Annotated in this window: 23 protein-coding genes and 2 pseudogenes; 11 read left to right on the forward strand and 14 right to left on the reverse strand. The window is 65.9% G+C overall.

Annotated features, from left to right (window positions below; all coding sequences use genetic code 11):
- Positions 1-17: 17 nt before the first annotated feature.
- The 3 genes and pseudogenes from mdoH to bglX all read right to left on the reverse strand — a co-directional run bounded on the left by mdoH (position 18) and on the right by bglX (position 6624).
- A pseudogene (mdoH, locus tag BAY1663_RS13290) lies at positions 18-2557 on the reverse strand (glucans biosynthesis glucosyltransferase MdoH).
- A complete protein-coding gene (locus BAY1663_RS13295) occupies positions 2550-4049 on the reverse strand; it encodes a glucan biosynthesis protein G (protein ID WP_037041577.1) in 1500 nt (499 codons plus the stop codon). The pseudogene mdoH and the gene BAY1663_RS13295 overlap by 8 nt, the downstream one beginning before the upstream one ends.
- A gap of 289 nt (positions 4050-4338) precedes the next feature.
- Positions 4339-6624, reverse strand: coding sequence for a beta-glucosidase BglX (gene bglX, locus BAY1663_RS13300; RefSeq protein ID WP_037041580.1), 2286 nt, complete (start codon positions 6622-6624; stop codon positions 4339-4341).
- 196 nt (positions 6625-6820) lie between these two features.
- Between bglX and BAY1663_RS13305 the strand changes: the two genes are divergently transcribed.
- On the forward strand, positions 6821-7327 hold the full coding sequence (locus BAY1663_RS13305; protein ID WP_037041582.1) for a GNAT family N-acetyltransferase: 507 nt from the start codon (positions 6821-6823) through the stop codon (positions 7325-7327).
- 41 nt (positions 7328-7368) lie between these two features.
- On the opposite strand, the gene wrbA is transcribed toward BAY1663_RS13305, so the two are convergent.
- From wrbA to BAY1663_RS23855, 4 genes and pseudogenes are all read right to left on the reverse strand, one after another.
- Positions 7369-7968, reverse strand: a complete 600-nt coding sequence (wrbA, locus tag BAY1663_RS13310) for an NAD(P)H:quinone oxidoreductase (protein ID WP_037041584.1) — start codon at positions 7966-7968, stop codon at positions 7369-7371.
- Between the two features lie 237 nt (positions 7969-8205).
- Entirely contained in the window at positions 8206-8745 is a 540-nt protein-coding gene (locus BAY1663_RS13315; RefSeq protein ID WP_037041586.1) for a DUF3087 domain-containing protein, read from the reverse strand.
- Positions 8746-9095: 350 nt separating this feature from the next.
- On the reverse strand, positions 9096-9806 hold the full coding sequence (locus tag BAY1663_RS13320) for an LrgB family protein (protein ID WP_037041588.1): 711 nt from the start codon (positions 9804-9806) through the stop codon (positions 9096-9098).
- A pseudogene (locus tag BAY1663_RS23855) lies at positions 9803-10152 on the reverse strand (CidA/LrgA family protein). Before BAY1663_RS23855 ends, BAY1663_RS13320 begins: the two are co-directional and overlap by 4 nt.
- Before the next feature lie 307 nt (positions 10153-10459).
- On the opposite strand from BAY1663_RS23855, the gene ccoG reads away from it, so the two are divergent.
- Together ccoG and mapR are read left to right on the forward strand one after the other, a co-directional pair.
- Entirely contained in the window at positions 10460-11875 is a 1416-nt protein-coding gene (gene ccoG / locus BAY1663_RS13330) for a cytochrome c oxidase accessory protein CcoG (RefSeq protein WP_037041592.1), read from the forward strand.
- A 34-nt stretch (positions 11876-11909) separates the two neighbouring features.
- Positions 11910-13319, forward strand: coding sequence for a GntR family transcriptional regulator MpaR (gene mapR, locus BAY1663_RS13335; protein ID WP_037041594.1), 1410 nt, complete (start codon positions 11910-11912; stop codon positions 13317-13319).
- Here mapR and BAY1663_RS25310 read toward each other — a convergent pair.
- Positions 13306-13722, reverse strand: a complete 417-nt coding sequence (locus BAY1663_RS25310) for a hypothetical protein (protein ID WP_037041596.1) — start codon at positions 13720-13722, stop codon at positions 13306-13308. The genes mapR and BAY1663_RS25310 overlap by 14 nt on opposite strands.
- A gap of 164 nt (positions 13723-13886) precedes the next feature.
- On the opposite strand from BAY1663_RS25310, the gene BAY1663_RS13345 reads away from it, so the two are divergent.
- Positions 13887-14351: a DUF3597 domain-containing protein gene (locus BAY1663_RS13345; protein ID WP_037041606.1), complete on the forward strand. Its 465-nt coding sequence runs from the start codon at positions 13887-13889 to the stop codon at positions 14349-14351.
- Between the two features lie 38 nt (positions 14352-14389).
- Here the strand turns inward: BAY1663_RS13345 and BAY1663_RS13350 are convergent, their stop codons facing one another.
- The 3 genes from BAY1663_RS13350 to BAY1663_RS13360 all read right to left on the reverse strand — a co-directional run bounded on the left by BAY1663_RS13350 (position 14390) and on the right by BAY1663_RS13360 (position 16345).
- Positions 14390-14800, reverse strand: coding sequence for an HPF/RaiA family ribosome-associated protein (locus BAY1663_RS13350; protein ID WP_037041608.1), 411 nt, complete (start codon positions 14798-14800; stop codon positions 14390-14392).
- Positions 14801-15070: 270 nt separating this feature from the next.
- Positions 15071-15331 carry a hypothetical protein gene (locus tag BAY1663_RS13355; RefSeq protein ID WP_037041610.1) on the reverse strand — a complete coding sequence of 87 codons (261 nt, stop codon included), beginning with the start codon at positions 15329-15331 and terminating at the stop codon, positions 15071-15073.
- 195 nt (positions 15332-15526) lie between these two features.
- On the reverse strand, positions 15527-16345 hold the full coding sequence (locus tag BAY1663_RS13360) for an inositol monophosphatase (RefSeq protein ID WP_037041612.1): 819 nt from the start codon (positions 16343-16345) through the stop codon (positions 15527-15529).
- A 162-nt stretch (positions 16346-16507) separates the two neighbouring features.
- Between BAY1663_RS13360 and BAY1663_RS13365 the strand changes: the two genes are divergently transcribed.
- The 4 genes from BAY1663_RS13365 to BAY1663_RS13375 all read left to right on the forward strand — a co-directional run bounded on the left by BAY1663_RS13365 (position 16508) and on the right by BAY1663_RS13375 (position 18321).
- A complete protein-coding gene (locus tag BAY1663_RS13365; RefSeq protein ID WP_037041614.1) occupies positions 16508-17128 on the forward strand; it encodes a hypothetical protein in 621 nt (206 codons plus the stop codon).
- Positions 17121-17561, forward strand: a complete 441-nt coding sequence (locus BAY1663_RS25315) for a hypothetical protein (RefSeq protein ID WP_256206753.1) — start codon at positions 17121-17123, stop codon at positions 17559-17561. The genes BAY1663_RS13365 and BAY1663_RS25315 overlap by 8 nt, the downstream gene beginning before the upstream one ends.
- Before the next feature lie 8 nt (positions 17562-17569).
- Positions 17570-17851 carry a hypothetical protein gene (locus tag BAY1663_RS25320; RefSeq protein WP_256206755.1) on the forward strand — a complete coding sequence of 94 codons (282 nt, stop codon included), beginning with the start codon at positions 17570-17572 and terminating at the stop codon, positions 17849-17851.
- A 74-nt stretch (positions 17852-17925) separates the two neighbouring features.
- Positions 17926-18321, forward strand: coding sequence for a DUF3597 domain-containing protein (locus BAY1663_RS13375; protein WP_037041616.1), 396 nt, complete (start codon positions 17926-17928; stop codon positions 18319-18321).
- A gap of 161 nt (positions 18322-18482) precedes the next feature.
- Here BAY1663_RS13375 and BAY1663_RS13380 read toward each other — a convergent pair whose 3' ends face one another.
- Positions 18483-18719, reverse strand: a complete 237-nt coding sequence (locus tag BAY1663_RS13380; RefSeq protein WP_037041618.1) for a DUF2789 domain-containing protein — start codon at positions 18717-18719, stop codon at positions 18483-18485.
- Positions 18720-18847: 128 nt separating this feature from the next.
- Between BAY1663_RS13380 and BAY1663_RS13385 the strand changes: the two genes are divergently transcribed.
- Positions 18848-19783 carry a glyoxylate/hydroxypyruvate reductase A gene (locus BAY1663_RS13385; RefSeq protein ID WP_037041627.1) on the forward strand — a complete coding sequence of 312 codons (936 nt, stop codon included), beginning with the start codon at positions 18848-18850 and terminating at the stop codon, positions 19781-19783.
- A 4-nt stretch (positions 19784-19787) separates the two neighbouring features.
- Here the strand turns inward: BAY1663_RS13385 and BAY1663_RS13390 are convergent, their stop codons facing one another.
- Positions 19788-20996 (reverse strand): ammonium transporter, encoded by a 1209-nt coding sequence (locus tag BAY1663_RS13390; RefSeq protein WP_037041629.1) that lies wholly within the window; start codon positions 20994-20996, stop codon positions 19788-19790.
- 323 nt (positions 20997-21319) lie between these two features.
- The gene (gene dgt, locus BAY1663_RS13395; RefSeq protein WP_037041631.1) at positions 21320-22816 is read right to left on the reverse strand and encodes a dGTPase; all 1497 of its coding nucleotides are present in this window, start codon (positions 22814-22816) and stop codon (positions 21320-21322) included.
- Positions 22817-22927: 111 nt separating this feature from the next.
- Here dgt and BAY1663_RS13400 point away from each other — a divergent pair, with 111 nt between their 5' ends.
- Together BAY1663_RS13400 and tssI are read left to right on the forward strand one after the other, a co-directional pair.
- Entirely contained in the window at positions 22928-23125 is a 198-nt protein-coding gene (locus BAY1663_RS13400; RefSeq protein WP_037041633.1) for a hypothetical protein, read from the forward strand.
- Positions 23126-23379: 254 nt separating this feature from the next.
- Positions 23380-23991 (forward strand): type VI secretion system tip protein TssI/VgrG (gene tssI / locus BAY1663_RS13405; RefSeq protein WP_037041635.1); only part of this gene is annotated, 612 nt, incomplete at its 3' end.

The following is a 23991-nucleotide window of genomic DNA, read 5'->3' on the forward strand; positions in this document are numbered from 1 at the left end:
GGGCCGCTATGCCCGGCTCACGACTCCTTCGCGGCGCAGCGGCGGTAGGCGTCGCACCAGGCCTGGTAGCGCGGGTCCTGCCAGACACGCAGGTGCAGGCTCGCCATGCCGTCGGGATCGTTGAGCAGGCGCCAACGTGCCGCTTCGGCATTGCCTTCGGGGCCGGCATCGAGGATCTGCTGCATGCGCTGCTCGCGCAGCGCCTCGGCACCGGCCACCCGCTTGGCGTGACGCGCCCGCGCCATGCCGCACACCAGCGCGTTGTAGAGCGGGTCCACCGTGGCGGCGAGGAAGCCCTCATGCAGGGCAGCGTCCTGGTTCTGCCGGGTATAGCGATCGGTCGCTGCCAGCTCCAGCGGCGGATTGAACTCCTCCGGAATCAGGAACAGCTTGCGGCGCAACGCGGCCAGCCCCAGCCCCGTGCGACTGGTGATCACCGAGACCGGCGCCGACAGCATCAGCGACACCACGATCGGCGCCAGCCACCAGAGGAAGGCCGGATCGAGCCAGGCCACCAGCGCCGTCCAGAGCACGCCCAGCAGCATCTGCGAGCCGTGCCGGCGCAGCGCTTCGCCCCAGGGCGTGGCGTTGTCGGCGCGCTGCGGCGACTGCCATTGCACCGACCAGCCGAGGAACGCCGCGGTGACGAACACCGTGTGGAACAGCATGCGCACCGGCGCCGCCAGCATCGAGAACAGCGATTCGAGGATCATCGACAGCAACAGCCGCAACCGCCCGCCATACTCGTGCGCGCCCTGGATCCAGATCAGCAGCACGCTGAGCAGCTTGGGCAGGAACAGCAGGGTCAGCGTGGCCGTGAACAGCGCGATGGCTTCCTCCGGATGCCAGCGCGGCCACAGCGGGTAGAGCTGGTTCGGCTGCAGGAAATACTCCGGCACCATCAGCGTGTGGATCGCCAGCAGCCCGGTCGACAGCGCCAGGAACACGAACCACAACGGCGCGGAGAGATAGGACATGACCCCGGTGAGGAACACGAAGCGGTGCACCGTGTGCATGCCCTTGACCAGGAACAGGCGGAAGTTCATCAGGTTGCCGTGGCACCAGCGGCGGTCGCGCTTGAGTTCGTCGAGCAGGTTGGGCGGCAGTTCCTCGTAGCTGCCCGGCAGGTCGTAGGCGATCCACACGCCCCAGCCCGCCCGGCGCATCAGGGCCGCCTCGACGAAGTCGTGGGAAAGGATGTCGCCGGCGAACGAGCCCTTGCCTGGCAGCGGCGCCAGCGCGCAGTGCTCGATGAAGGGTTTGACCCGGATGATCGCGTTGTGCCCCCAGTAGTGCGATTCGCCCAGCTGCCAGAAGTTGAGGCCGGCAGTGAACAGCGGACCGTAGACCCGCGTGGCGAACTGCTGCATCCGCGCGTAGAGGGTGTCCATGCCCGAGGCCTTGGGCGCCGTCTGGATGATGCCGGCGCCAGGGTTGGCTTCCATCAGCCGCACCAGGCTGGTCAGGCAGGCGCCGCTCATCACGCTGTCGGCATCGAGCACCACCATGTAGCGGTAGCTGCTGCCCCAGCGGCGACAGAAGTCGTCGATGTTGCCGCTCTTGCGCTTCACCCGGCGCCGCGCCGGCGGTAGAAGATGTGGCCGAAGCCGTCGACCTCGCGGCACAGCTCCAGCCAGGCCTTCTGCTCGGCCACGCAGGTATCCGGGTCGTTGCTGTCGCTGAGCACGAAGATGTCGAAATGCTCGATCTGCCCGGTGGCCAGCAGCGATTCGTAGGTGGCGCGCAGGCCGGCGAACACCCGCGGTACGTCCTCGTTGGCAATCGGCATCACCAGCGCCGTGCGCGCCTCGCGCGGGATCGGCTCGTCGCCCAGTGTGCTGGCGGAGATGTTGTAGCGGTCACGCCCCTTGAGCAGCTGGAAAAAACCCATCAGCGCCGTCCAGAAGCCCACCGAGACCCAGCAGAACAGCAGCGCGAACAGCAGCAGGATGCTGGTCTGCACCACATACGGCAGGATCTGCCGCGCCGACTCCTGCCACGGTTGCTGGAACACCTCCTGCAGGTCCACCAGCGCCCAGCCCTGATAGGGCAGCACCGACTTCATGTGCCAGGTGGCGAAGACCGTCTGCACCAGCATCAACAGCAGCAGGACGGTGCGGCGGAAACCGGCCACCCTGCGCCAGCCGGAACGATCCATCTCGACCGGCGGCGGCATGTCCACCGCCCGGTTCTTCTTGCGCAGCAAGCGCCACCAGCTCAGCCGCAGCACGTTGGTATGCCAGGGCTCGGGCACCATCCGGGTGCGCACGATTGGCGGCGTCGACTGGATGCAGATACGGTCCTGGTGATCGCGCGCGAGCGCCCGGCCACGCTCCAGGGTCTCGCCCCAGCCGAGCCTCAGGCGCGCGACGACCGAGCCCAGCACTCCGGCACCGCCGGCAATGGCCGGTGCACGACGCGCCAGGACCCGGTGCACGTCTTCCAGCTCGCCCCCCTCGCGGGTCACCTCGCGAACCAGGGCCTGGCGCTCGTCTTCGGCGAGTGGCAGTTGATCGATATAGCGCCCGCTAAGGGGAGGCAGCACCGGATTATTCATGGATCGGTATCTGATAGCTCCAGGTTTCGGAAAGCGTCGTCTCGCCGTCCACCAAGGCTGCGCGCAGCTCCACCGGTCGGGCCGGGTCGCGCACCTTCAGCCTCAAGGTCAACCGCCAGCCCTTGCTCACCGGGTTGTGGCGCAGGTTGTTCTCCACCAGTTCGGCGTTGTTGTCGACGCTCACCCGCGTGGACACCGGGGCGTCCGCCGGCAGCCCGGCCAGGTTCGGTCCGGCGAAATCGACGATCAGCGCCATGCTGCCGTCGGGCTGGCGGATCAGGTTCGACTGCTTGACGTCGCCGGTCGACAGCCGCGTCTGGCTGACCCAGGCCAGCGCCGGATCGTGCAGCGCCGGCTCGTCCATGGTGAAGTGCAGGCGATAGGCGAAATCCAGCGGCTCGCGTGGTTCCGGCCGCTCTTCGGGGACCCAGAACGCGACGATGTTGTCGTTGGTTTCGTCCGGCGTGGGGATTTCCACCAGCTCGACGTGGCCCTTGCCCCAGTCGCCGCTCGGCTCGACCCAGGCGCTCGGGCGCAGCTCGTAGCGATCATCGAGATCCTCGTAGCGGCCGAAGTCCCGGGTGCGCTGCAACAGACCGAAGCCACGCGGATTCTCCACGCTGTAGCTGCTGATCGCCAGGCGCTTGGGGTTGTTCAGCGGACGCCAGATCCACTCGCCGTTGCCAGCCTGAATGGCCAGCCCTTCGGAGTCGTGGAGCTGCGGCCGGTAGTTGAGTTGCCGGCTCGGCTGGTTGGCGCCGAACAGGTACATGCTGGTGAGTGCGCCGATGCCGAGCTTTTCCACCGGCTCGCGCAGATAGACCCGCGCCTGCACGTCGACGGTGCTGTCCTTGCCCGGCGTGACCACCATGCGATAGGCGCCGGTCGCGCGCGGCGAATCCAGCAGTGCATAGATCACCAGGTTGCGCCGGTCGGCCTCCGGCCGCTCGATCCAGAACTCGCGAAAGTGCGGGAATTCCTCGCCGCTGGGCAGCGCCGTGTCGATCGCCAGCCCGCGGGCCGACAGGCCGTAGACCTGGCCCTTGCCGACCACGCGGAAGTAGCTGGCGCCCAGCAGCGTGATCAGCTCGTCCGCCTTGTCCGGCGCGTTCAGCGGATAGAGCACCTTGAAACCGGCGAAGCCGAGGTTTTCCAGCGCCGCCGGGTCGACCTGCACGTTGCCGAAATCGAACATCTCGGGATCGTAGCGCACCCGTTCGACGCCCTTGGCGGTGATTTCGTTGATCCTCACCGGCACGTCGAAATGCATGCCCTGGTGGTAGAACTGCACCTCGAACGGCGTCTGCGCCTCGTGCCAGAGCGCCTTGTCGCCACGAAAGCGCAACTGCTGGTAGTCGGCGAAGGCCATCTCCCGGAACGCCGCCGGCAGGTTGCTCTGCGGCGCGGTGTATCCCGCCGCCGCCAGCTTCTCGGCCTTTTGCGCAACGTCATCGAGGTTGAACGCCCAGCCGCGGCCCGCGAGCAGGCTCATGGACAGGCCCAGCGCCAGAGCCCATACCCGGCTTTTACCGGCGCCCGTTGCCAAATGAATGGTTCGTGACACATCCCCTCCTGTCGAATCGCGATTACGCCGGGCCGTCGATCGGCCCGCTTGCTCGTTGGTCTGCTGCCAGCGGTAATGATTCCCGCGCTAATCGAGGCGGCGCATCATCCCACGCCGGACACGAGCCGGATAGATACCCCGAAACGTCCCGTGCAGGCGCGTGCCAGCGGCCGCCCCGCCGCCTGCGCAGCAGCCTTGGAGCGGGGCCTGGCGCGATTCATTGCAGCTCGAAACGCAGGCTTTGCACGCGCTGCGAATCGAGGCCGATCTGCACCTCGAATTCGCCCGCCTCAGCCACCCGCTGCAGCTGGGCGTCGACGAACTTCAGGTCGTCCTCATCGATGCTGAAGCGGACTTCCCGCTCTTCGCCGGCCTCGAGCAAGACCTTGCGAAAGGCCTTGAGTTCTTTCACCGGGCGAATCACCGATGCCACCCGGTCCTGGATATATAGCTGGACCACGGTCGCGCCGCTTCGCTGACCGACGTTCTTCACCTTCACGCGTGCCTGCACTGTTTCCCCGCGTCTGAGAGTGGAGCTGGACAAGCTGACATCGGACAACGCGAAGCGGGTATAGCTCAAGCCGTAGCCGAACGGGTACAGCGGGCCGGTAGGCTCCTCGAAATACTGCGAGGTGTAGTTGCCCGGCTTGCCCTCGACGTATGGCCGCCCGACGCGAAGGTGGTTGTAGTAGGTCGGGATCTGCCCCACCGAGCGCGGGAAGGAAATCGGCAGCTTGCCCGAAGGGTTGTAGTCGCCGAACAGCACGTCGGCGATGGCGTGGCCGCCCTCGGTGCCGCTGAACCAGGTTTCGACGATCGCATCGGCGTTGGCCTTCGCCCAGCCGAGCTCCAGCGGCCGGCCGTTCATCAGCACCAGTACCAGCGGCTTGCCGGTCTCTTTCAGCGCTTCGAGCAGGCGCTGCTGGCTGGGCGGAAGCTGCAGGCTGGTGCGACTCGACGACTCGTGCGACATGCCGCGCGACTCGCCCACCGCGGCGACGATCACGTCGGCCTTCTGCGCGACGGCAAGCGCTTCGGCGATCATCTCGGCGGGGGAACGCGGGTCCTGCACGACCTCCGTGACGTCCCAGTTGAGCTGGTTCAGGTAGTCGACCATGTGCGGGTCGTCGGTCACGTTGGCCCCGCGCGCATGCAGCAGCACCGCCGCCTCGCCCAGCGCCTCGCGCATGCCCTGGCGCAGGGTCACCGATTGCCGGGCGATACCGGCGGCGGACCAGCTGCCCAGCATGTCGAGCGGCGAATCGGCCAGCGGGCCGACCAGGGCGATGCTGCCGTGCTTCTTCAGCGGCAGGATCTGCCCGTGGTTCTCCAGCAACACGAGCGACTGGCGCGCAACCGCCCTCGCCGCGACGCGATGCAGGCGGTTTTCGGCATTGACGTCCTGCGGATCGTCCTTGGCGGCGCCGATGCGCCGATAGGGATCGTGAAACAGGCCCATGTCGTACTTTGCGCCCAGCACCTCGCGCACCGCCGCATCGACCACGTCGATCCCGACCTCGCCCGGGCGCACCAGGGCCGGCAGCTCGTCGCGATACAGCGTGTCGGCCATGCTCATGTCGATGCCCGCCTCGATCGCCAAGCGGGCCGCCTCGCGACCGTCGCGCGCGACGCCGTGGCGCAGCAGCTCGCTGATCGCGCCGTGATCGCTGACGGTCATGCCGCGAAAGCCCCAGTCGCGGCGCAACAGGTCGCGCAGCAACCAGCGGTTGGCGCTCGCCGGCACGCCGTTGATGGCGTTCAGCGCCACCATCACGCCGCCGGCCCCGGCATCGATGGCGGCGCGGTACGGCGGCAGGAAATCCTGGTGCATGCGCATCGGGCTCATGTCCACTACGTTGTAGTCACGTCCGCCCTCGACCGCACCGTAGAGGGCGAAATGCTTGACGCTGGCGGTGATGCTGTCCGGTGCCGCCGGCGACTCGCCCTGGTAGGCCTTGACCATGGTGCGGGCGATTTCCGAGACCAGGTAGGGGTCCTCGCCGAAACCTTCGGAGGTGCGCCCCCAGCGCGGATCGCGGGAGATGTCGACGGTGGGCGCGAAGGTCATGTCCAGGCCGTCGGCACTGGCTTCGATGGCCGCCACCCGGCCGCTGTGGGCGATGGTGTCCAGGTCCCAGCTCGACGCCAGTCCCAGCCCGATGGGAAAAATCGTCCGGTGGCCGTGCACCACGTCGTAGGCGAAGAAGATCGGAATCTTCATCCGGCTGCGCAATGCAGCATCCTGCAAGGGCCGATTGTCATGGCGGGTGACCGTGTTGAAGGTGCCGCCGATCTGCCCCGCCGCCAGTTCCTCGAGCATCCGCGAGCGCGGCATGTCCCCGCCGATACTGATCAGCCGCAGTTGGCCGATCTTTTCCTCGAGGGTCATCCGCTCGATCAGGTCGTCAATGAAGGCTCCTTTCTCGTTCGGCGAAGGGACGGTCGCGGCAGCAGCATGAAGCGAAAAGCCGGCGAGCAAGCCGAGCAGATACATCCGTTTCATTGAAATGTGTTCCAGGCAGGCGGGCATTTGGCGCTTCGCTCGTACCGGGACGGCGCCGAGCAGTGCGCGTGCCGAGTATGAATCGCCCAGCCGGGTACAAACCAGAGGCGCTCGCGGAGAAATTGCTATTCTCGCCTACCCCGCGCCCGCCGAGGCGCACGCAACCGCCCCGATGCGACCGCCACTGGAGCAACGCATGCGCCGACTCGCCACGCCAGCCGACTTCGACCGCGTCTACGACATCTACATGCACGAGGAAGTGGTGCCCTTTCTCGGCTTCGAGCCGATGCCCCGCGAGGCCTTCGCCAGGGTCTTCGACCCGTTATTCGAAAGCGGCTGCTTCTACGTGTTCGAGCTCGAGGGGCAGGTCCAGGGGTTCTACAAGGCGCAGCGCCATATCGGCCGCGCCGCCCATGTCGTCTACCTGGGGACGCTGGCGGTGGCGCCGGCGGCGAAAGGCCGCGGCGTGGCGCAGATGATGATGGGCGATGCCCTGGCCCGGCTGCGCGCCGCCGGTATCCGCCGCGTCGAACTGACGGTCGAGGCGGACAATCCGCGTGCGGTTGCCTTCTACGAGCGCTTCGGATTCGTACACGAGGGCACCCAGCGGGCCGCATACAAACGCGCGAGCGACGCAGGCTATGTGGACGAGCTGATGTATGGCCTGTTGCTGGAGCCGCGACGGGCTGACCCGGCAGGCTGATGCGGCGCCGGACGGCCAGCCTCCGGCACCGCCTCGGTCGCTCAGCCTTTCAGCTTGCTGGCGATCTTGGCCACATGCTCGCCCTGGAAGCGCGCGATGGTCAGTTCCTTGGCCGACGGCTGGCGGGAGCCGTCGCCCCCGGCAATGGTCGAGGCACCATAGGGCGTGCCGCCGTTGGTCTCAGAGATATCGAAGAATTCACTGATGCCGTAGCCGGTCGGCACGATGATCATGCCGTGGTGCGCCAGCGTGGTCCAAGTGGAGGTGATGGTCATCTCCTGGCCGCCGCCGGTACCGGTCGAGGTGAACACGCTGGCGACCTTGCCATGCAGCGCGCCATTGACCCAGAGGCCACCAGTCCGATCGAGGAAATTGCGCATCTGCCCGGACATGTTGCCGAAGCGGGTCGGCGTGCCGAAGATGATCGCATCGTAGCCGGGCAGCTCGGCCGGATCGGCTATCGCCGCGGCCTGCTCGACCTTGCCGCCGGCATTCCTGAACGCATCCTCCGGCATGGTTTCCGGCACACGCTTGATGACCACCTCGGCGCCCGGCACGCGACGCGCGCCCTCGGCCACCGCATTGGCCATGGTTTCGATGTGGCCGTACATCGAGTGATACAACACGAGAATCTTCGCCATCTGGTGTTCCTCCTGGGGTGAAACGCAAACCTGCTGGTGAATAACCATAGCTCGTGAAAACGCCTGGTCACGTCCGCTCACGAGAGCGCCGCGCTCTCAGGCGTGACGGGGCGGATGATGTATTCACCCCAGCCTCGAATGGTTGCAATTTCATACCGATAAACATCGACCAGTTCGATACGAACCAGCCGACACCGGAGGACTTGCCCGCTGGCCACGAAGCGCGGCCAGGCCGCCTTAGCGGGAGGCGCCGAAGCGCTTCACCGCCTCCAGCCAGGCCGGATCCAGCCGGCGCTGGTCGATGTCCATACCCAGCGCTTGCATGGCTTCGCGATGCCGATCGATCTCCGGGACCATCTCGCTGAGGGCGCTGGAGTTGGCATCCAGCTGGTGCATCTGCGTCATGCCCAGGTGGTAGAAGCGCAGCAGGCGCATGGCCGTGGGGTCCTGCGCGGCGACGCCGGCCTTCAGGTGATGCATCAGGTTGGTGATGCTCATCAGGCTGCGCTTGAGCCGCCAGCCGTAGACCGCCGCGGCCATCCACGGCTGCCGCCAGTACAGCTGGCGCACCAGCGCCACCGTCAGCAGCAGGCCGGCCAGCACACCGCCGATGTTCCAGCGCAGGTTGTCGCCGCCCGGCTCGCCGAACAGCGCCACCGTAGTCGTCGCCAGCCCCATGGCCAGCACCGCGAAGGTCGCGATGACGATCAGCGTGCTACGCCGCGTCTGCTGGCGGTACGCCTCCGCGTTCATCGGCTCGATCTCGAATACCAGCATGTCGGATTTCCTGCAGGGCTAATGGCGGCGCGCATTATTGCAGACTACAGGTCTGCCCGAGGCTCGAAAGCATCGCCCCGAGGTCGGGGCTCCCACAAGAACAGCAAGCCCACGCCGAACCGGTGGGAGGCGCGCCCTCGCGGCGACTGCAGGCCGCTGGACTGCCAGAAGCCCAAAAGCATCGCCCCGAGGTCGGGCCTCCCACAGAAGCAGCCTGTGCACACCGAACCCTGTGAGGCGCGCCCTCGCGGCGATTGCAGGCCGCAGGACTGCCTGAGGCTCAAAGCATCGCCCCGAGGTCGGGCCACAAAAGTAGCCGGAGCATGCCGCGGACCCTGTGGGCGCGCCTATCACCCCAGCGCGAACGGCAGCAACAACGCGATCAGGATGCCCAGCAGGCTCATCCCCAGCGCGGCGAAGGCGCCGCATTCGTCGCCCTCCTCCAGCGCCCTGGCCGTGCCGATGGCATGGGCATTGATGCCGTAGCTCAGGCCACGCGCCGCCGGATGCTCGACCCCTGCCCAACGCAGCAGCAACGGGCCCAGCGCGGTGCCGATGACGCCGGTGAGCATGACGAACACCGCCGCCAGCGAAGCCATGCCGCCGAGTTGCTCGGCCACCAGCATGGCGATCGGCATGGTCGCGGATTTCGGCGCCAGGCTCATCAGCACCGGCAGCTGCGCGCCCAGCGCCCAGGCGATCAACAGGGTCAGCGCCACGCAGAGCACGCCACCGACCAGCAGGGTGACGAGGATCGGCCAGAACAACTGTTGGATGCGCCGCAGATGTCGATACAGCGGTACCGCCAGCGCCACCGTCGCCGGGCCCAGCAGCATGGCGATCAACGCGGCGCCCTCGCGGTAGCGCGCATAGTCCATGCCGACCAGCGTCAGCGTGGCGACCACCAGCAGCATCCCCACCATCACCGGTTGCAGCACCAGCCAGCCGCTGCGCCGGTACAGCACGAGCGCCAGTTGGAAGGCAATCAGCGTCAGCGCCACGGAAAACAGCGGGTGCTCCACCAGCGTCAGCCAGAACGCGCGCAGGTCGAGCGTGTTCATGTCCGGTCCTCCTGCCGGCGAATGAGCACTGCATCAGCCAGCCACAGAACGGCACGGTGACCAGCAGCGACAGTACCAGGCCCGCCGCGATGGCGGGCAGGTCGTCCAGCAGCGCGGCGCCGCTGGTCATGATCCCGGCCGCCGGCACGATCAGCAGCAGCGGCAGATACTGCAGCAGCAGCGCAGCGGTCTTCTCCAGCGGCTCGGGGATGCCGCGGCGCAACAGCAACAGGCCGAACAGCAAGACCATGCCGATGATCGGCCCCGGCAATGCCGGTACCAGCAGGTTGAGCATGCCGCCGAGCAGTTGCAGCAGCACCAGCCAAGTCAGGCCCTTGATGATCATCGGACTGCCTCCAGCCGCTGGTAACGCTCGTCGTGATACATGACATTCCCCCTTCGCTGACCGGCCAAAAGGTATCGACTATGGCTGTAGCTTCCATTGCGCAACAGGTGCAGATGCGCACGAAAAATACGGATCAGTCGAGTTGCGGACGGTTTCGCTGATACAGGTCAACCGTCGCCCCATGGAAGCCTGATAGGCGCCCGCCAGCCTCATCTGATCCGTATTTTCAAGGCAAATCTGAGTCTGTTATACGAACGCTCCGCCGTCGATCATCCGCTCGCCTGAAAAGCCTATGGGGCGAAAACCAATGACCGACCGCATACCCGCGCGGATCATCGAAACCGTTGATCCCAGCCAACCGATCCGCCTGACGCCCGCGCAGCGCGGCGGGCCCATTCATACGCGCAGCTTCAGCGGCTTCTTCCGCAACCTGCGCCTGCTGGGCGGCGGCCTGCTGATGCTGCTCTACTTCGGCACCGTCTGGCTGAACTGGAATGGTCGCCAAGCGGTGCTGTGGGACCTGGGCAGGCAGCAGTTCCACATCTTCGGTGCCACTTTCTGGCCACAGGATTTCATCCTGCTTTCCGGCTTGCTGATCATCGCCGCCTTCGGCCTGTTCTTCATCACCGTGCTGGCCGGCCGCGTCTGGTGCGGCTATGCCTGCCCGCAGAGCAGTTGGACCTGGATGTTCATGTGGGTGGAGAAGATCACCGAGGGCGACCGCCAGCAACGCATCAAGCTGGACGCCGCGCCCTGGTCGGCCGGCAAGCTGCTGCGCCGCACCGCCAAGCATGGCCTGTGGCTGGCGATCAGCCTGGCGACCGCGTTGGCCTTCGTCGGCTACTTCACCCCGGTACGCGAGCTGGTCGGCGATCTCGCCCGTTTCGAACTCGGCCCGGCGGCCACGTTCTGGCTGCTGTTCTTCACCGCCGCGACCTATATCAACGCCGGCTGGCTGCGCGAGCAGGTATGCCTGCACATGTGCCCGTATTCGCGCTTCCAGAGCGCGATGTTCGACGCCGACACCCTGGTGGTCTCCTACGATGCGGCGCGGGGCGAGAACCGCGGCGCGCGGCGCAAGGACAGCGACCCGCGTGCGCAAAACCTGGGCGACTGCATCGATTGCACGCTGTGCGTGCAGGTCTGCCCCACCGGCATCGACATCCGCGATGGCCTGCAGCTGGACTGCATCAGCTGCGGCGCCTGCATCGACGTCTGCGACAGCGTGATGGACAAGATGGGCTATGCCCGCGGCCTGCTGCGCTACACCTCGGAACGCGCGCTGCAAGGCGGCGCCACGCACTTCCTGCGCCCGCGTCTGGTGGGCTATGCCGTGGCGATGGCGGCGATGATCGGCGCCTTCGCCTGGGCGCTGGAGGTTCGCCCGCAGCTGTCGCTGGACGTGACCAAGGATCGCACGCTGTTCCGCGAGAACACCCAGGGGCAGATCGAGAACATGTACCGCCTCAAACTCATCAACAAGACCCAACAACCGCGCCGCTATTCGCTCGCCCTGGACGATGGCCCGTTCGAGCTGCATGGCCCGGACGAGGTCGACCTGGCACCCGGCGAGATCGCCGACCTGCCGGTCAGCGTGGCGCTGCTCGACCCGCGCCAGGCCGGCAGCCACGCGCTGCGCTTCGAGGCTCACGACGTCGCCGAACCGGCCAGCCGGGTGAGCACGCCGAGCACCTTCGTCGCGCCGGCACGGTCACCGCAGTAGACTTGACGCGCCTACCCGTCACGGCCCGGACACGATGAAACGCTACGAGAAATTCGCCGACGAGATTGCCGAACTGATCCGCAGCGGTGTGCTCGCGCCGGGGGAAAAGGTGCCCTCGGTGCGCCATGCCAGCCGTACCTACGGCGTCAGCCCGTCCACCGTGTTCCAGGCCTATTACCTGCTGGAGGATCGCGGGCTGATCCAGGCGCGGGCACGCTCGGGCTATTTCGTTCGCGAGCACGTCAAGCGCCCGTTGCACGAGCCGGACATCAGCGTGCGACCCGCGCAAACCACCGACGTCGGCGTCAGCGAACTGGTGTTCTCGGTGCTCGCCTCGCTGCGCGACCCGGATACCGTGCCCTTCGGCTCGGCCTTCCCCAGCCCCGAACTGTTCCCCCTGCAGCGCCTGGCCCGCTCGATGGCGCAGAGCGTGCGCGACATGCCGGCGCGCGAAGTGATCGCCGAGATGACCGCCGGCAACCCCGACCTGCGCCGGCAGATCGCCCTGCGCTACATGGTCAGCGGGGTGATGCTGCCGATGGACGAGCTGGTGATCACCACCGGCGCCATGGAGGCGCTGAACCTCTGCTTGCAGGTGGTGACCGAACCGGGCGACCTGGTGGCCATCGAGGCGCCGGCCTTCTACGCCACCCTGCAGGTGCTGGAACGGCTCAAGCTCAAGGCAGTGGAGATTCCGCTGCACCCGCGCGAAGGCATCGACCTCGACACCCTGGCCGACAGTCTCGCACAGCTGCCGATCAAGGCCTGCTGGTTCATGAGCAGCCTGCAGAACCCACTCGGCGCGAGCATGGGCGAGGCGAAGAAGCGGCAGCTCTACGAGTTGCTGCAGCGCCATCAGGTGCCGCTGATCGAAGATGACGTCTACGCCGAGCTGTATTTCACCCGCGAACCGCCCAAGCCGGTCAAGAGCCACGACCGCGAAGGCCTGGTGATGCACTGCGGCTCGTTCTCCAAGAGCCTCGCGCCCGGCTACCGGGTGGGCTGGGTCGCCGGCGGCCGCTATGCCGAGCAGATCGCCCGGCTCAAGTTGATGACCACCATCTCCCCGTCCGTGCCCGCGCAGGCGGCCATCGCCGACTACCTGCAGCACGGCGGCTATGATCGCCACCTGCGCAAGCTGCGCCACGCGCTGGAGAGGCAACAGGGCGCGATGCTCGCCTCCGCCGCCCGGCACTTTCCGGCCAGCACCCGGGTGACGCGTCCCAGCGGCGGCTACTTCCTCTGGTTCGAGTTTCCCGAGCGGGTGGATTCACTGCAGCTGCTACAGCTGGCGCTGGCCCAGGGCATCAGCCTGGCGCCGGGGCCGATCTTCTCGGCGACCCAGCGCTTTCGCAATTGCGCCCGGCTGAATCACGGGCACCCGTGGGATGCGCGCAGCGAGAAGGCGATGGAATTGCTGGGCAGGATGATCAAGTCGTTCTGAGGCGCTGCTGGTGTCTTGCCCATTCACCGGCTTGATTAGCCGACGCTCGCCGATGTGCGAGCGACCGGGCACTCGCGGGTAGGTTGGCGCTGAGCGCAGCAAAGCCCAACAAGGGCCGGCACGCCGTATCGGGCTTCGTCGCTGCGCGCACCTGCTCCTCGTCGGCGCAGACGACGAACCAGGCCTGGCGATTCCTCAACACGCATTCGGGCACCAGATTCAGCGCAGCGAGCAGCACCTGCGGCGGCTCGGCGACCGGCTCCGGCGCACGGTTGGGAAAACTCATTTCCAGCAGGCCGTCCTCACGGCGAACGACTGCGATATCGCCCACCACGGCGGCCGGGTTGCCCTTGAAGCGCTCGTGGGTGAACGCATCGATCTGGTAAATCGCGAGTTCGATCATCAGTTCTCGACAGCAGAAAAAGCATGGATGGGCCGAGCGCGAATCTTGCCAGTTGCCCGCCACACTCGCCACGGACGGATGCCACGCCCAGCCGACCTACGGAAGCGAATGGCTTGCCGCACGTGGCGGTCCAATGCTCACGACCAACAGCCAGGAGACAGGCAATGGGGCTTTTCGATTCGATCAAGGCGAAGCTTGGCTTCGGCGACGTATCCAACGAGGCGCAAACCAAGGCCGACGTACCACCGGCGGATGCCGGGCTGTCCAATGCCGAAGGCGTCACGCTGTCCAACGACAGGCCATCGGCGACGGCCAACGAAACCCTCGCGCCGAACATGGACCTGAACCGTTCGGCGGCCACCGCGCGTGGCGTGGATGTGGTGGCACAACTGGAAGCGAAGGCTGCGCAGTACCCGGAAGCGCTCAACTGGCGCGCATCCATCGTCGATCTGCTGAAGTTGCTGGGCCTGGACAGCAGCCTGGAGTCGCGCCGGCAGCTCGCCACGGAGCTGGGCTGTCCGCCGGAACGGATGGCCGACACGGCACAGATGAATATGTGGCTGCACCGGGAAGTGATGAGGAAGCTGGCCGAGCATGGCGGCACGATACCGCCGGAGCTGCTGGCTTGAAGCGCAAGGGCCTTCGCGGGGAAGGCCCTTGTCCCAGGTTATGAATTGCGGACCAGTTCGTCCGCCAGGAAGTCTTCCTCGAGCAAGGCATCCTGGCCTGCTGCGCCGCCGCCCGCCAGCAACTGTGCCTCCATACGCTTGCTGCGCAGTTTGCCGAACTGGTGATTGAGCGCGTTCTCGAGCTTGTCGACCGCGCCGTCGAGCGCCAACTCCAGCGACTCGGCCTTGTGCGTCACGGAGATCGGCTGCAGCCCCTTCGGCCGCGCCTCGATCTGGCAACGCTTGTCATGGGCACCGGCTTTTTCGCCGTTTTCGTCGTTCAGGTGGACGACGACGCGCGTCAGTTCGTCGTCGAAACGCTCCAGCTTGCTGGCGACACTGGCACTGACCCAATCGACCAGACGGGCACTGCCTTCGATGTGGTTATCGCTGTGAACCTGGATTTGCATAAGTCGTCCTTACTTCCGCTTATGAACGGCCACCTTTGCGGATGGCTCGGTATCAGCTATGCCACCGTTTCGCTCATTAAGCAACGCCCAAAATGTCGCCGCGCCTTTCGCTCCGGCAATGGAATTTTCGCTTTGCTATCCGGAACTTGGCACGATTGCAGGCGTTGCCGTCGCGAAGCCTGGCAGATCGCACGGCCGCGAAAGTTGAAAAGATTATCTTCAAAACAAAAGCGCGCCGGACATCCGGCGCGCAGGCGCGAGCGCGGCCAGTCAGGCTGCTTGCGAGAACAGCTGCCGCCCGTGATCGAGGTGCTGGTCCACCAGCCATTTGCCGTGGGCGATGGACAGGCGCTGGGCCTTGTCCAGTTCATCCATGAAGGCATGTTCCAGCGGCAACGGCAGACGACGGGTGACATGCCCGGACGGATCGGTGATACGGCAGCCGCCAGCCCAGGGCGTCGAGGTGCCGGGATATTCCAGCACCTCGGCGGTGATGGTGTGATCGCGGTAGGCGCATTGCATCATGGTCATGATCGTTACCTCGCTGTTTGCGGGGCCTCCATCAGCTCACATAGGCTCGGGCCTGATGGATGGGCCGTTATGTTCCCCCGTAGTGAGCGGGCCGTTCGTCGGCCCTCGTCGCGTCTGGACGGTATAGCACAGGCTGCTCGTCCTGCAGGAACGATGCAACGCGCGCGCGACGAACGCGAGATGCCGCGGCGCCGATCAGCCGTCCAGCGACGGCCCGATCAGTTGCGCCAGTTGCCGGTATACGCCTGGCGCGGCCACCAGATACGGGTTGCCGTGCAGCAGGCCGTCATTACGGAAGAAATCGTTCACCCGGCCACCGGCCTCCTCCACCAGCACCAGGCCGGCCAGGCAGTCCCAGCTCTTGAGCTGGGTCTCGTAGTAACCGATGAGGCGCCCGGCAGCCACATAGGCGGTCATCAGCGCCCCGGAGCCGTTGCGGATGAACATGCCGCCTTCGCCCAGCAGCTTTTGCAGAAAGGGAATGAAATGCTCCTTGCCGCGCGGGTGGAAGGTACCGGCGCCGGTCAGCCCCTCGCAGACATGGGTGGCGGCGCTGACCGCGAGCGGGGTGTCGTTGACGAAGGCGCCCCGCCCCCGGCAGCCGTGGAACAGTTCGTCGTGATTCGGATCGGCGATCGCCCCGACATGGGGCTGGCCATCGACCAGCAGGCCGACCGACACGCACCAGGTGTGCAGGCCATTGACGAAGCAGGCGGTGCCGTCGATGGGATCGATCACCCAGACGCAGCGCGCCTGCAGATCGGCCGAACCGCTTTCCTCACCGAGAAAGCCATCCTCGGGGAAGCGCTCGGCGAGCCGCGCGCGGATGAAGTCTTCGATCCGCTTGTCGGCAATGCTGACCACATCCTGCCGATCGCTGCCCTTGTGCTCGACGGCCAGCGCCTCACGGCGCCGATAGAAATCCATGCCCAGCTGCGCGGCTTCGAGCGCCAGGGCTTTCGCACAGGCATAGCGCGCGTCGATATCGAGATCGCCGGGAGTCGGTGGGGTCATGGTGGGTCCTTGATCGCGCAAAAACAGGCATTCTAGACGGCCCGATGAGCCAGGAACATGACGGCGACGATGCACGTAGCCTTAAAAGGCCACTTTTGCTTTAGTTGCCTTATTAGGCTACTTTCTCTTCACGTAGCTTTTCCAGACAACGGAACCTTTCCGATGACCCCGATGGCGGTGCTCACAGGCGACCTGATCGGTTCGCGCTCGATGCACGATACCGAGGCCTTCCTCGCATGTCTCAAGACGCTGCTGGCCACGCTGGGCGAGCGCTATGAGGCGCGCAGCGAAACCTTTCGCGGCGATGGCTTCCAGCTGACCATGCGCCACGCGCAGACGGCCTTCGACTGTGCGCTCGCCTTGCGTGCCGGCCTGATCGCCGCCAGCCCGCCAGGCGAACGCTGGGATGCGCGGCTGGCGCTGGGTATCGGCCGGGCCGAAAACGATGGCCAGGTATACGGCGAGGCGTTCGTGCTGTCCGGCCAGGGCCTGGACGGGATGAAGAAGGAAACCTTCTGCCTGTTCAGCAGCATCCCGCAATTGCTCAGGTACGCCGAGCTGCCCACCGCCTTCGTCGAAGCCATCGTCGAGCGCTGGACGCCGGTGGAAGCCCAGACCTACTACCTGCACCTGACCCGCGGCCTGGACCAGCGCAGCATCGCCGAACAGCTGGGCAAATCGCGGGTGACGGTGACCAAGGCGCTGCAACGTGCCGATGCGCGGCTGGTGGATCGCTACCTCGGCTGCGCACGCGACTGGCTGAAGGAGCTCGAAGATGCCTGATTCGATCACGCTGCTGCTCTGGCTGCTGCTGGCCCACGTCGTCCTGGATTTCCTCCTGCCGCTGCGCCGGCGCCTGCAGGAGGCACCGCGCGCCTGGCGCAGCCCCGCGCTGTATCTGCTGGGGCTGGCCCAGGGGCTTGCGGTACTGCTGATCTTCGGGGGGCTACGCGACGATCCGGTGCTGGCCGGCTCGGCGGCATTGCTGGTCATGCTGGCGCGCATCCTGGCCGGTGGCTGGACGGCAGGCCCGCAGCGCTCGGCGCGCAGCCTGCTGCTGGAACAGCTCGCGGCATTGCTGTTGATCGTCGCCTTGTGGCTGACCAGCGAAAGCCTCTGGCAGGCCGTGCCGACCTATCTCGATGCCCAGGCCAATGCGCGCAATCTGCTGATCCTGCTCGGCTATTTGCTGATGCTCGCCCCGGCATCCGGCTGATCGGCGCCATGCTCAGGCCCTGGCAGGAACGCATCGGCACCGACGATTCGCTGGTCAACGGCGGCGCCTCCGTCGGCTACCTGGAGCGCGGCCTGATCCTGACCCTGGTGCTGCTCGGCCAGTGGCAGGCCATCGGCTTCCTGCTCACGGCGAAAAGCATCCTGCGCTTCAACGAGCTCAAGGGGCGCAACAACCGCCAGCGCAGCGAGTACGTACTGCTCGGCACCCTGCTCAGTTTCACCCTGAGCATCGCGGTTGGCCTGGCGATCCGCCTGATGCTGGATTTGTAGCGCGACGAATCCAGGCGCCAGCGGTCCTATCTGCGAGCCTCGGCTCTTCCCCCTACGCAGAAAGGAGATTCACCATGGGCTTGTTCAACACGATTCTGGAAAAGATCGGCCTCGGCAAGGCACATGCGGCGCCAGGCAGTACGGCGCCCACCACGCCCCCGGAAGCATCCACCGGCGGTGCGGCGGCACCGGTCACCCCGGTCATGGACCAGGTGGATGTGGCGGCGAAGCTCGACGGCATGGCGGCCAATAATCCGGAAAAACTCAACTGGCGCACCTCCATCGTCGACCTGCTCAAGCTGCTCGGCCTGGACAGCAGCCTGACCGCACGCAAGGAACTGGCCAGCGAGCTGGGTTGCCCGCAGGACAAGATGGCCGATTCGGCGCAGATGAACATGTGGCTGCACAAGACCGTGCTCAACCGGCTGGCCGAGAACGGCGGCAACGTGCCAGCCGACCTGCTCGATTGATGCCGTTCAGCTTGCGCTGACGCTGGAGCGAGGCGGCAGGTTGTAGCCGAGGCGCATGGTGCCGAAGCCCAACCCGTAGCGCCTCCTTCCGCCGGCCGCGCTGCGCCCGCCCAGGGTCCGTTGTCGTTTCGTCGCGGTCGCGAACGAAATGGCGACAGGCCCTAGCGTTCGTGCAGCCGCACGTTGAGTTCGTCGATGATCGGCGCCCATTCCGCATCCTCCACCCATTCGTCCCGCAGCAGCGCCCGCTGCGCCTCGTTCCAGAACGGTGCATCGGCCAGCCTGACGTCCTCCGGCAGCGGCGAATGGCTGGCGATGAAGGCATCGATGCTGGCGGGATCGGAGGCCAGGCCGAGCTGTTCGAACAGGGTGCCGAGGTCTTTGTTGGGGAGTTCCATGGTGTTCTCCAGGCGCGTTTGAACAGACTGAAAGCACGCGTGCACGTGTTCCAATGCTTGAATATTCAGAGGCCGCGCGGCTGAGTACAGTTCCGTGGCAACGACGCGAACAAGGGAAACCACGAACGATGGACATACTGCTCTGCGGCAGCTTCGACGATGACGAACGGGACGCCTGGCTCGCGGCGCTGCAAGAGGCCTTGCCCGATGCCGCCTGGCATCTGTCCGTCACGCCGGAGAACGCCGGGCGGATCGGCGCGGCCGTGGTGGCCAACCCTCCTCCGGGTTCGCTGCGGGGCCTGACGAACCTGCGCCTGATCCAGTCGCTCTGGGCCGGCGTCGACCGGCTGCTGGCCGACCCGAGCCTGCCCGCCGACGTGCCGGTCGCACGCATGGTCGATCCGGCCATGAACGCCGCCATGGCCGAGACCGCGCTCTGGGCGACCCTTTCGCTACACCGCGACTTCTTCGCCTATGCGCGCCAGCAGCGTACGGCCACCTGGCGACCGCTACCGCAACGACGCGCCGACGAAATCCAGGTGACGGTGCTGGGCATGGGCCAGATGGGGCGCGCCTGCGCCAGCCGCCTGCTCGCCCTGGGTTATCGCGTGGCAGGCTGGAACCTGCACGGCGGCAGCATCGCAGGCATCCCCCTGCATTGCGGTATGGCGGCGCTGTGGCCGCTGCTGGGGCGCAGCGACATCCTGATCAACCTGCTGCCATTGACGGCACGGACCACCGACCTGCTGGACCGGCGCTTCTTCGATGCCCTGCGCCCCGGCGCCGGACTGGTCAACCTGGCGCGCGGCGCGCATGTCGTGGAGGCGGATCTGCTCCAGGCCTTGGACAACAGCCAGGTCGGCCAGGCCGTGCTCGATGTATTTCGCAGCGAACCCTTGCCGACGGACCACCCCTTCTGGCGACACCCGAAGGTGACGCTGCTGCCGCACGTGGCCGCCGCGACCGACCTGCGCAGCGCCGCACGGATCGTCGTACAGAATCTGCAGGCGTTGCGCGACGGCCGTCCACTGGCTTACCAGGTGCAGCGCACGCGGGGCTATTGAGCGCTCAGTCGTGGCTGAGCGCTCCGATCCGGTGGATCGCGAGATCGGCACCGTTGTACTCGTCTTCCTGGCTCAAGCGGATGCCCAGCGAAACCTTGAGCAGCCCATAGACCGCAAAGCCGCCAGCCAGCGCCACCAGCATGCCCAGTGCGCTGCCGATCAGCTGGCTGGCCATGCTGACGCCACCGAGCCCGCCGAGTGCCTGCTGCCCGAAGATACCGCAGGCAATGCCGCCCCAGATGCCGCACAGGCCGTGCAACGGCCAGACACCGAGCACGTCGTCGATCTTCCAGCGGTTCTGTGTCGCGGTGAACGCCCAGACGAACAATGCCCCGGCGATGGCGCCGGTGGCCAGCGCACCGACCGGATGCATCAGGTCGGAGCCGGCACAGACCGCCACCAGCCCGGCCAGCGGGCCGTTGTGCAGAAAGCCCGGGTCGTTGCGGCCGACCAGCCAGGCCGCAGCGGTGCCGCCCACCATCGCCATCAGCGAGTTGACGGCCACCAGCCCGCTGATCCCTTCGATGGTCTGGGCGCTCATCACGTTGAAGCCGAACCAGCCGACGATGAGAATCCAGGAGCCGAGCGCCAGGAACGGAATGTTCGACGGCGCGAACGCCACCAGGCGGCCGTCGCGGTAGCGGCCGTTACGCCGGCCGAGCAGGATCACCGCCCCGAAAGCCAGCCAGCCCCCCATGGCATGCACCACCACGGAGCCGGCGAAATCATGGAAAGCCGCACCGAACCGGTGCTCCAGCCAGGCCTGAACGCCGAAGTTGCCGTTCCAGGTCATGCCTTCGAAGAAGGGGTAGACGAAGGCGACGATCAGCAAGGTCGCGCACAGCTGCGGGCCGAAACGTGCACGCTCGGCGATGCCGCCGGAGATGATCGCCGGAATCGCCGCGGCGAAGGTGAGCAGGAAGAAGAACTTCACCAGCGCGTAGCCATGATCGGCCACCAGTTGCTCGGCCGGCTGCATGAAGGTCACGCCGTAGGCGATCCAGTAGCCGATGAAGAAGTACGCCAGGGTGGATACGGCGAAATCCGTGATGATCTTCGACAGGGCATTGACCTGGTTCTTCAGCCGCACGGTGCCGACTTCGAGAAAGGCGAAGCCGGCATGCATCGCCAGCACCATGACCGCCCCCATGAGGATGAAGAGCGTGTTCGAACCATGGATCAGAGTTTCCACGGCGTTATTGAGGTTTTCCATCGGTAGTTACAGCCTCACCGGGTAGAACGCACCAAAACGGTTATCTTGATCCGCATGACGCACCGTGATGCATCACAAAGTCGGAACCGCTAACCGCCACCTGCAGCCGGGAGGTGGGTCCATCAACGCTTCGATCACGTTAATAGTATTATTTTTCAATAAGTTATGAATAAACCCAGATTCCTTGCGTGCGCCATTTAGGGGCTTTCACGCCGGCCGCTGCACCATGTCATAGCAATGTGCGTACCAAGCGCAGCGGCCACACGGGTGCCAAGGCACGCAAACCGTGCGACGGAGCCGCTCAGCCTGCCGGTAACCGGGGTTTATAGCGCCGACAAGGCGCGATATTCGTCTTGGGCGAGCTGGTCGGTCATGCCGCTGACGAAGTCCTGCAACATGCGATTGCGGCAATAGAATTCCCACAACGGCCGGTCCGCCGAAGCTTGCGGATGATCCTTGAGCGCTTCGTGATAGGCCTTGACCAGTTGATTGGGCAGGCGCCGCGCCAGCATCTGCAGGTGCGGCTCGTTGCGGCAGTTGCCAACCGTGAGCTCATGGAAGACCTCCGGCGGCACGCGCAACAGCTGGGCGTAGTGATCCAGCAGCCCCTGGAGGATGCGATAGCCTTGCAGTTGCAGGGTCTCCACCTCGCGGTGGCAGAACACTCGGTCCATCGCCACGTTCTTGAAGGTCTGCACGATGGCGTTGGGCAGGCTGTCGTCTTCCAGCAGCGCGCGATCGAGCGTGCCGTGGTAGACCGCCTCGATGTTGTCGATGAACTGCCGCGCGGCATGCTGGACCAGCGGGTGGATCATGTTCACCCGCAACCAGATGAAGAACTCGCCGACCTTGTTGATCGGCTCCTTCCCGGCGCGCTCCAGCGCATAGTTGACCATGCTGCGAAAGCTGCGCTCAGGCCCGGGAATCGGCGCGTCGGGCGAACCGTGCTCGGCGAACTTGGCCAGCAGCAACTGCGCCAGTTGTTCGATGCTGAAGATACCCTTCTCCACCGAATCCTCGATGTCCGCCAGGCAGTAGGCGATATCGTCGGCCGCCTCCATGACATAGGCGAGCGGATGGCGCGTGCAGGGCCGCAGATCCAGCGCCGCCTGCAGTTCATGGATGAAGCCTTCCTCGGAAAGGTAGAAACCGGGCTTCTTCTGCAGATAGGCGCCCGGAGTGCCCTTCTGCGGCTTCGGCGCATGGGCCGGACGCACGTACTTGAGCAGGCCGGCAGTCTGGGTATAGGTGAGGTTCAGGCGCAACAGCGTCACCACCAGGCGGATCGCCTGGGCGTTGCCCTCGAACTGCTTGAGGTCGACGAGCATGCGTGTGCGCAACTCGGCATCGCCCTGCCCCGGCGGCACGGCGGCGGCGAACAGTTCGTCCAGATGGCGCTCGAACCAGGCGCCGATGGCATATTCGCCGAAATGACCGAACGGGGGATTGCCGATGTCGTGCATCAGGCAGGCCATTTCCACCAGGCTTTCCAGCGCGCCCTCCAGGCCGTCCAGGCCATAATCGGCCGCCCTGGCGCCGAGCTGTTTATAGAGCGTGCGGACAATGAAGCGGCCGGTCTGCTGGACTTCCAGCGAATGAGTCAGGCGGCTGCGCACCGCGGCGTTGCGTTCGAGCGGGAAGACCTGGGTCTTCTGCTGCAGGCGGCGCACGGCGGCCGAGTTGATGATCCGCCCGCGGTCGCTCTCCAGCTGGTCGATCACCGCGCCCAGGTCGCCATCGCTGGCCCTGAGCCCAGCCTCGGCCCTGCCATAGGGACGCTGGCGGGAGATCTTGTCCTTGAAGTTCACACGCACCGGCATGGATCGTACTCGCTGAGCGGATCGAAGCCGTCGAGCCTAGCGCGGGCGTCGGAGTTTACCAAGCCCCCGCGCCTCTGCTATTCAATCGCCCGCATCTGACAGGAGACGACCATGAGCCGAGCAGATTTCCACACGCGCAACGCCGCCCGGGCCACTGCCGAAGCCCAACGGCTGTTGGCACGCCGCGAAGCGCTGGGCCCCCGCTGGCTTCCCTGGGTAGCCACCGAGCTGTACCAGCTCAGCCCGCCGGAATACACCGCGATGGTCCGCCGCGAGCTGGAGCGGCTGAACGAGGAACGGCGCGGTTGAGCCGCGCAAGAGCGTAATGCTGTTCAGATAAGCACGGAGAGTACTTTGTAGGAGCGCGCCATGCGCGCGAATCGCGGGCGTGGCCCGCTCCTACATGTGATCCAACTCCAGCTTGAGTCATTGAGTGAACAGCATTACGCGCAAGAGCGGGCATTTCTTGACCTGATGCATGCTCTAGAGCCGTGGTTGTTGAACTGGACGCGGCCATCGGTCACCCTCCGGCCTTTGCCTAACCCAAGGAAGGAGGCCAAGGCATGCGGGATGCCAACCAGGCGCACATCACCCTCGCCATCGCGAACCATGAAACCGACCTGCAGGTAGCAGGCTTCGAAGGCCGGGAGAGGCTCAACCACCCCTATTGCTTCGATATCGAGCTGGTCAGCGAGCGCCCCGATCTCGACCTCGATGCGCTGATCAACCAGCCCGCCTACCTCGCCTTCGGCCCCGGCGGCAAGGGCGTGCACGGCGTGATCCACAGCATCGAACAAGGCGACTCGGGCAAACGCCTGACCCGCTACGCCATCAGCCTGCGGCCGGCCCTCGCCTACCTCGCCCAGAGTTTCGATCAGCGCATCTTCCAACACCTGACGGTGCCACAGATCATCGCCGAAGTGCTGCAGGCCCACGGCATCCAGGCCGACAGCTTCCGTTTCCAACTCGGCCACGCCTACCCCGAACGCGATTACTGCGTGCAGTACGACGAATCCGACCTGCACTTCATCCAGCGCCTGTGCGAGGAGGAAGGCCTCAGCTTTCACTTCCAGCATGACGAAGGTGGCCACACGCTGGTGTTCGGCGACGACCACACCGTGTTTCCCCGCCTTGCCCCGCTGAAGTACCAGCAGGACACCGGCCTGGCCGCCGAT

Source organism: Pseudomonas sp. BAY1663, assembly GCF_000582595.1.
In the GTDB taxonomy this organism is placed as follows: Bacteria; Pseudomonadota; Gammaproteobacteria; order Pseudomonadales; family Pseudomonadaceae; genus Stutzerimonas; species Stutzerimonas stutzeri_AF.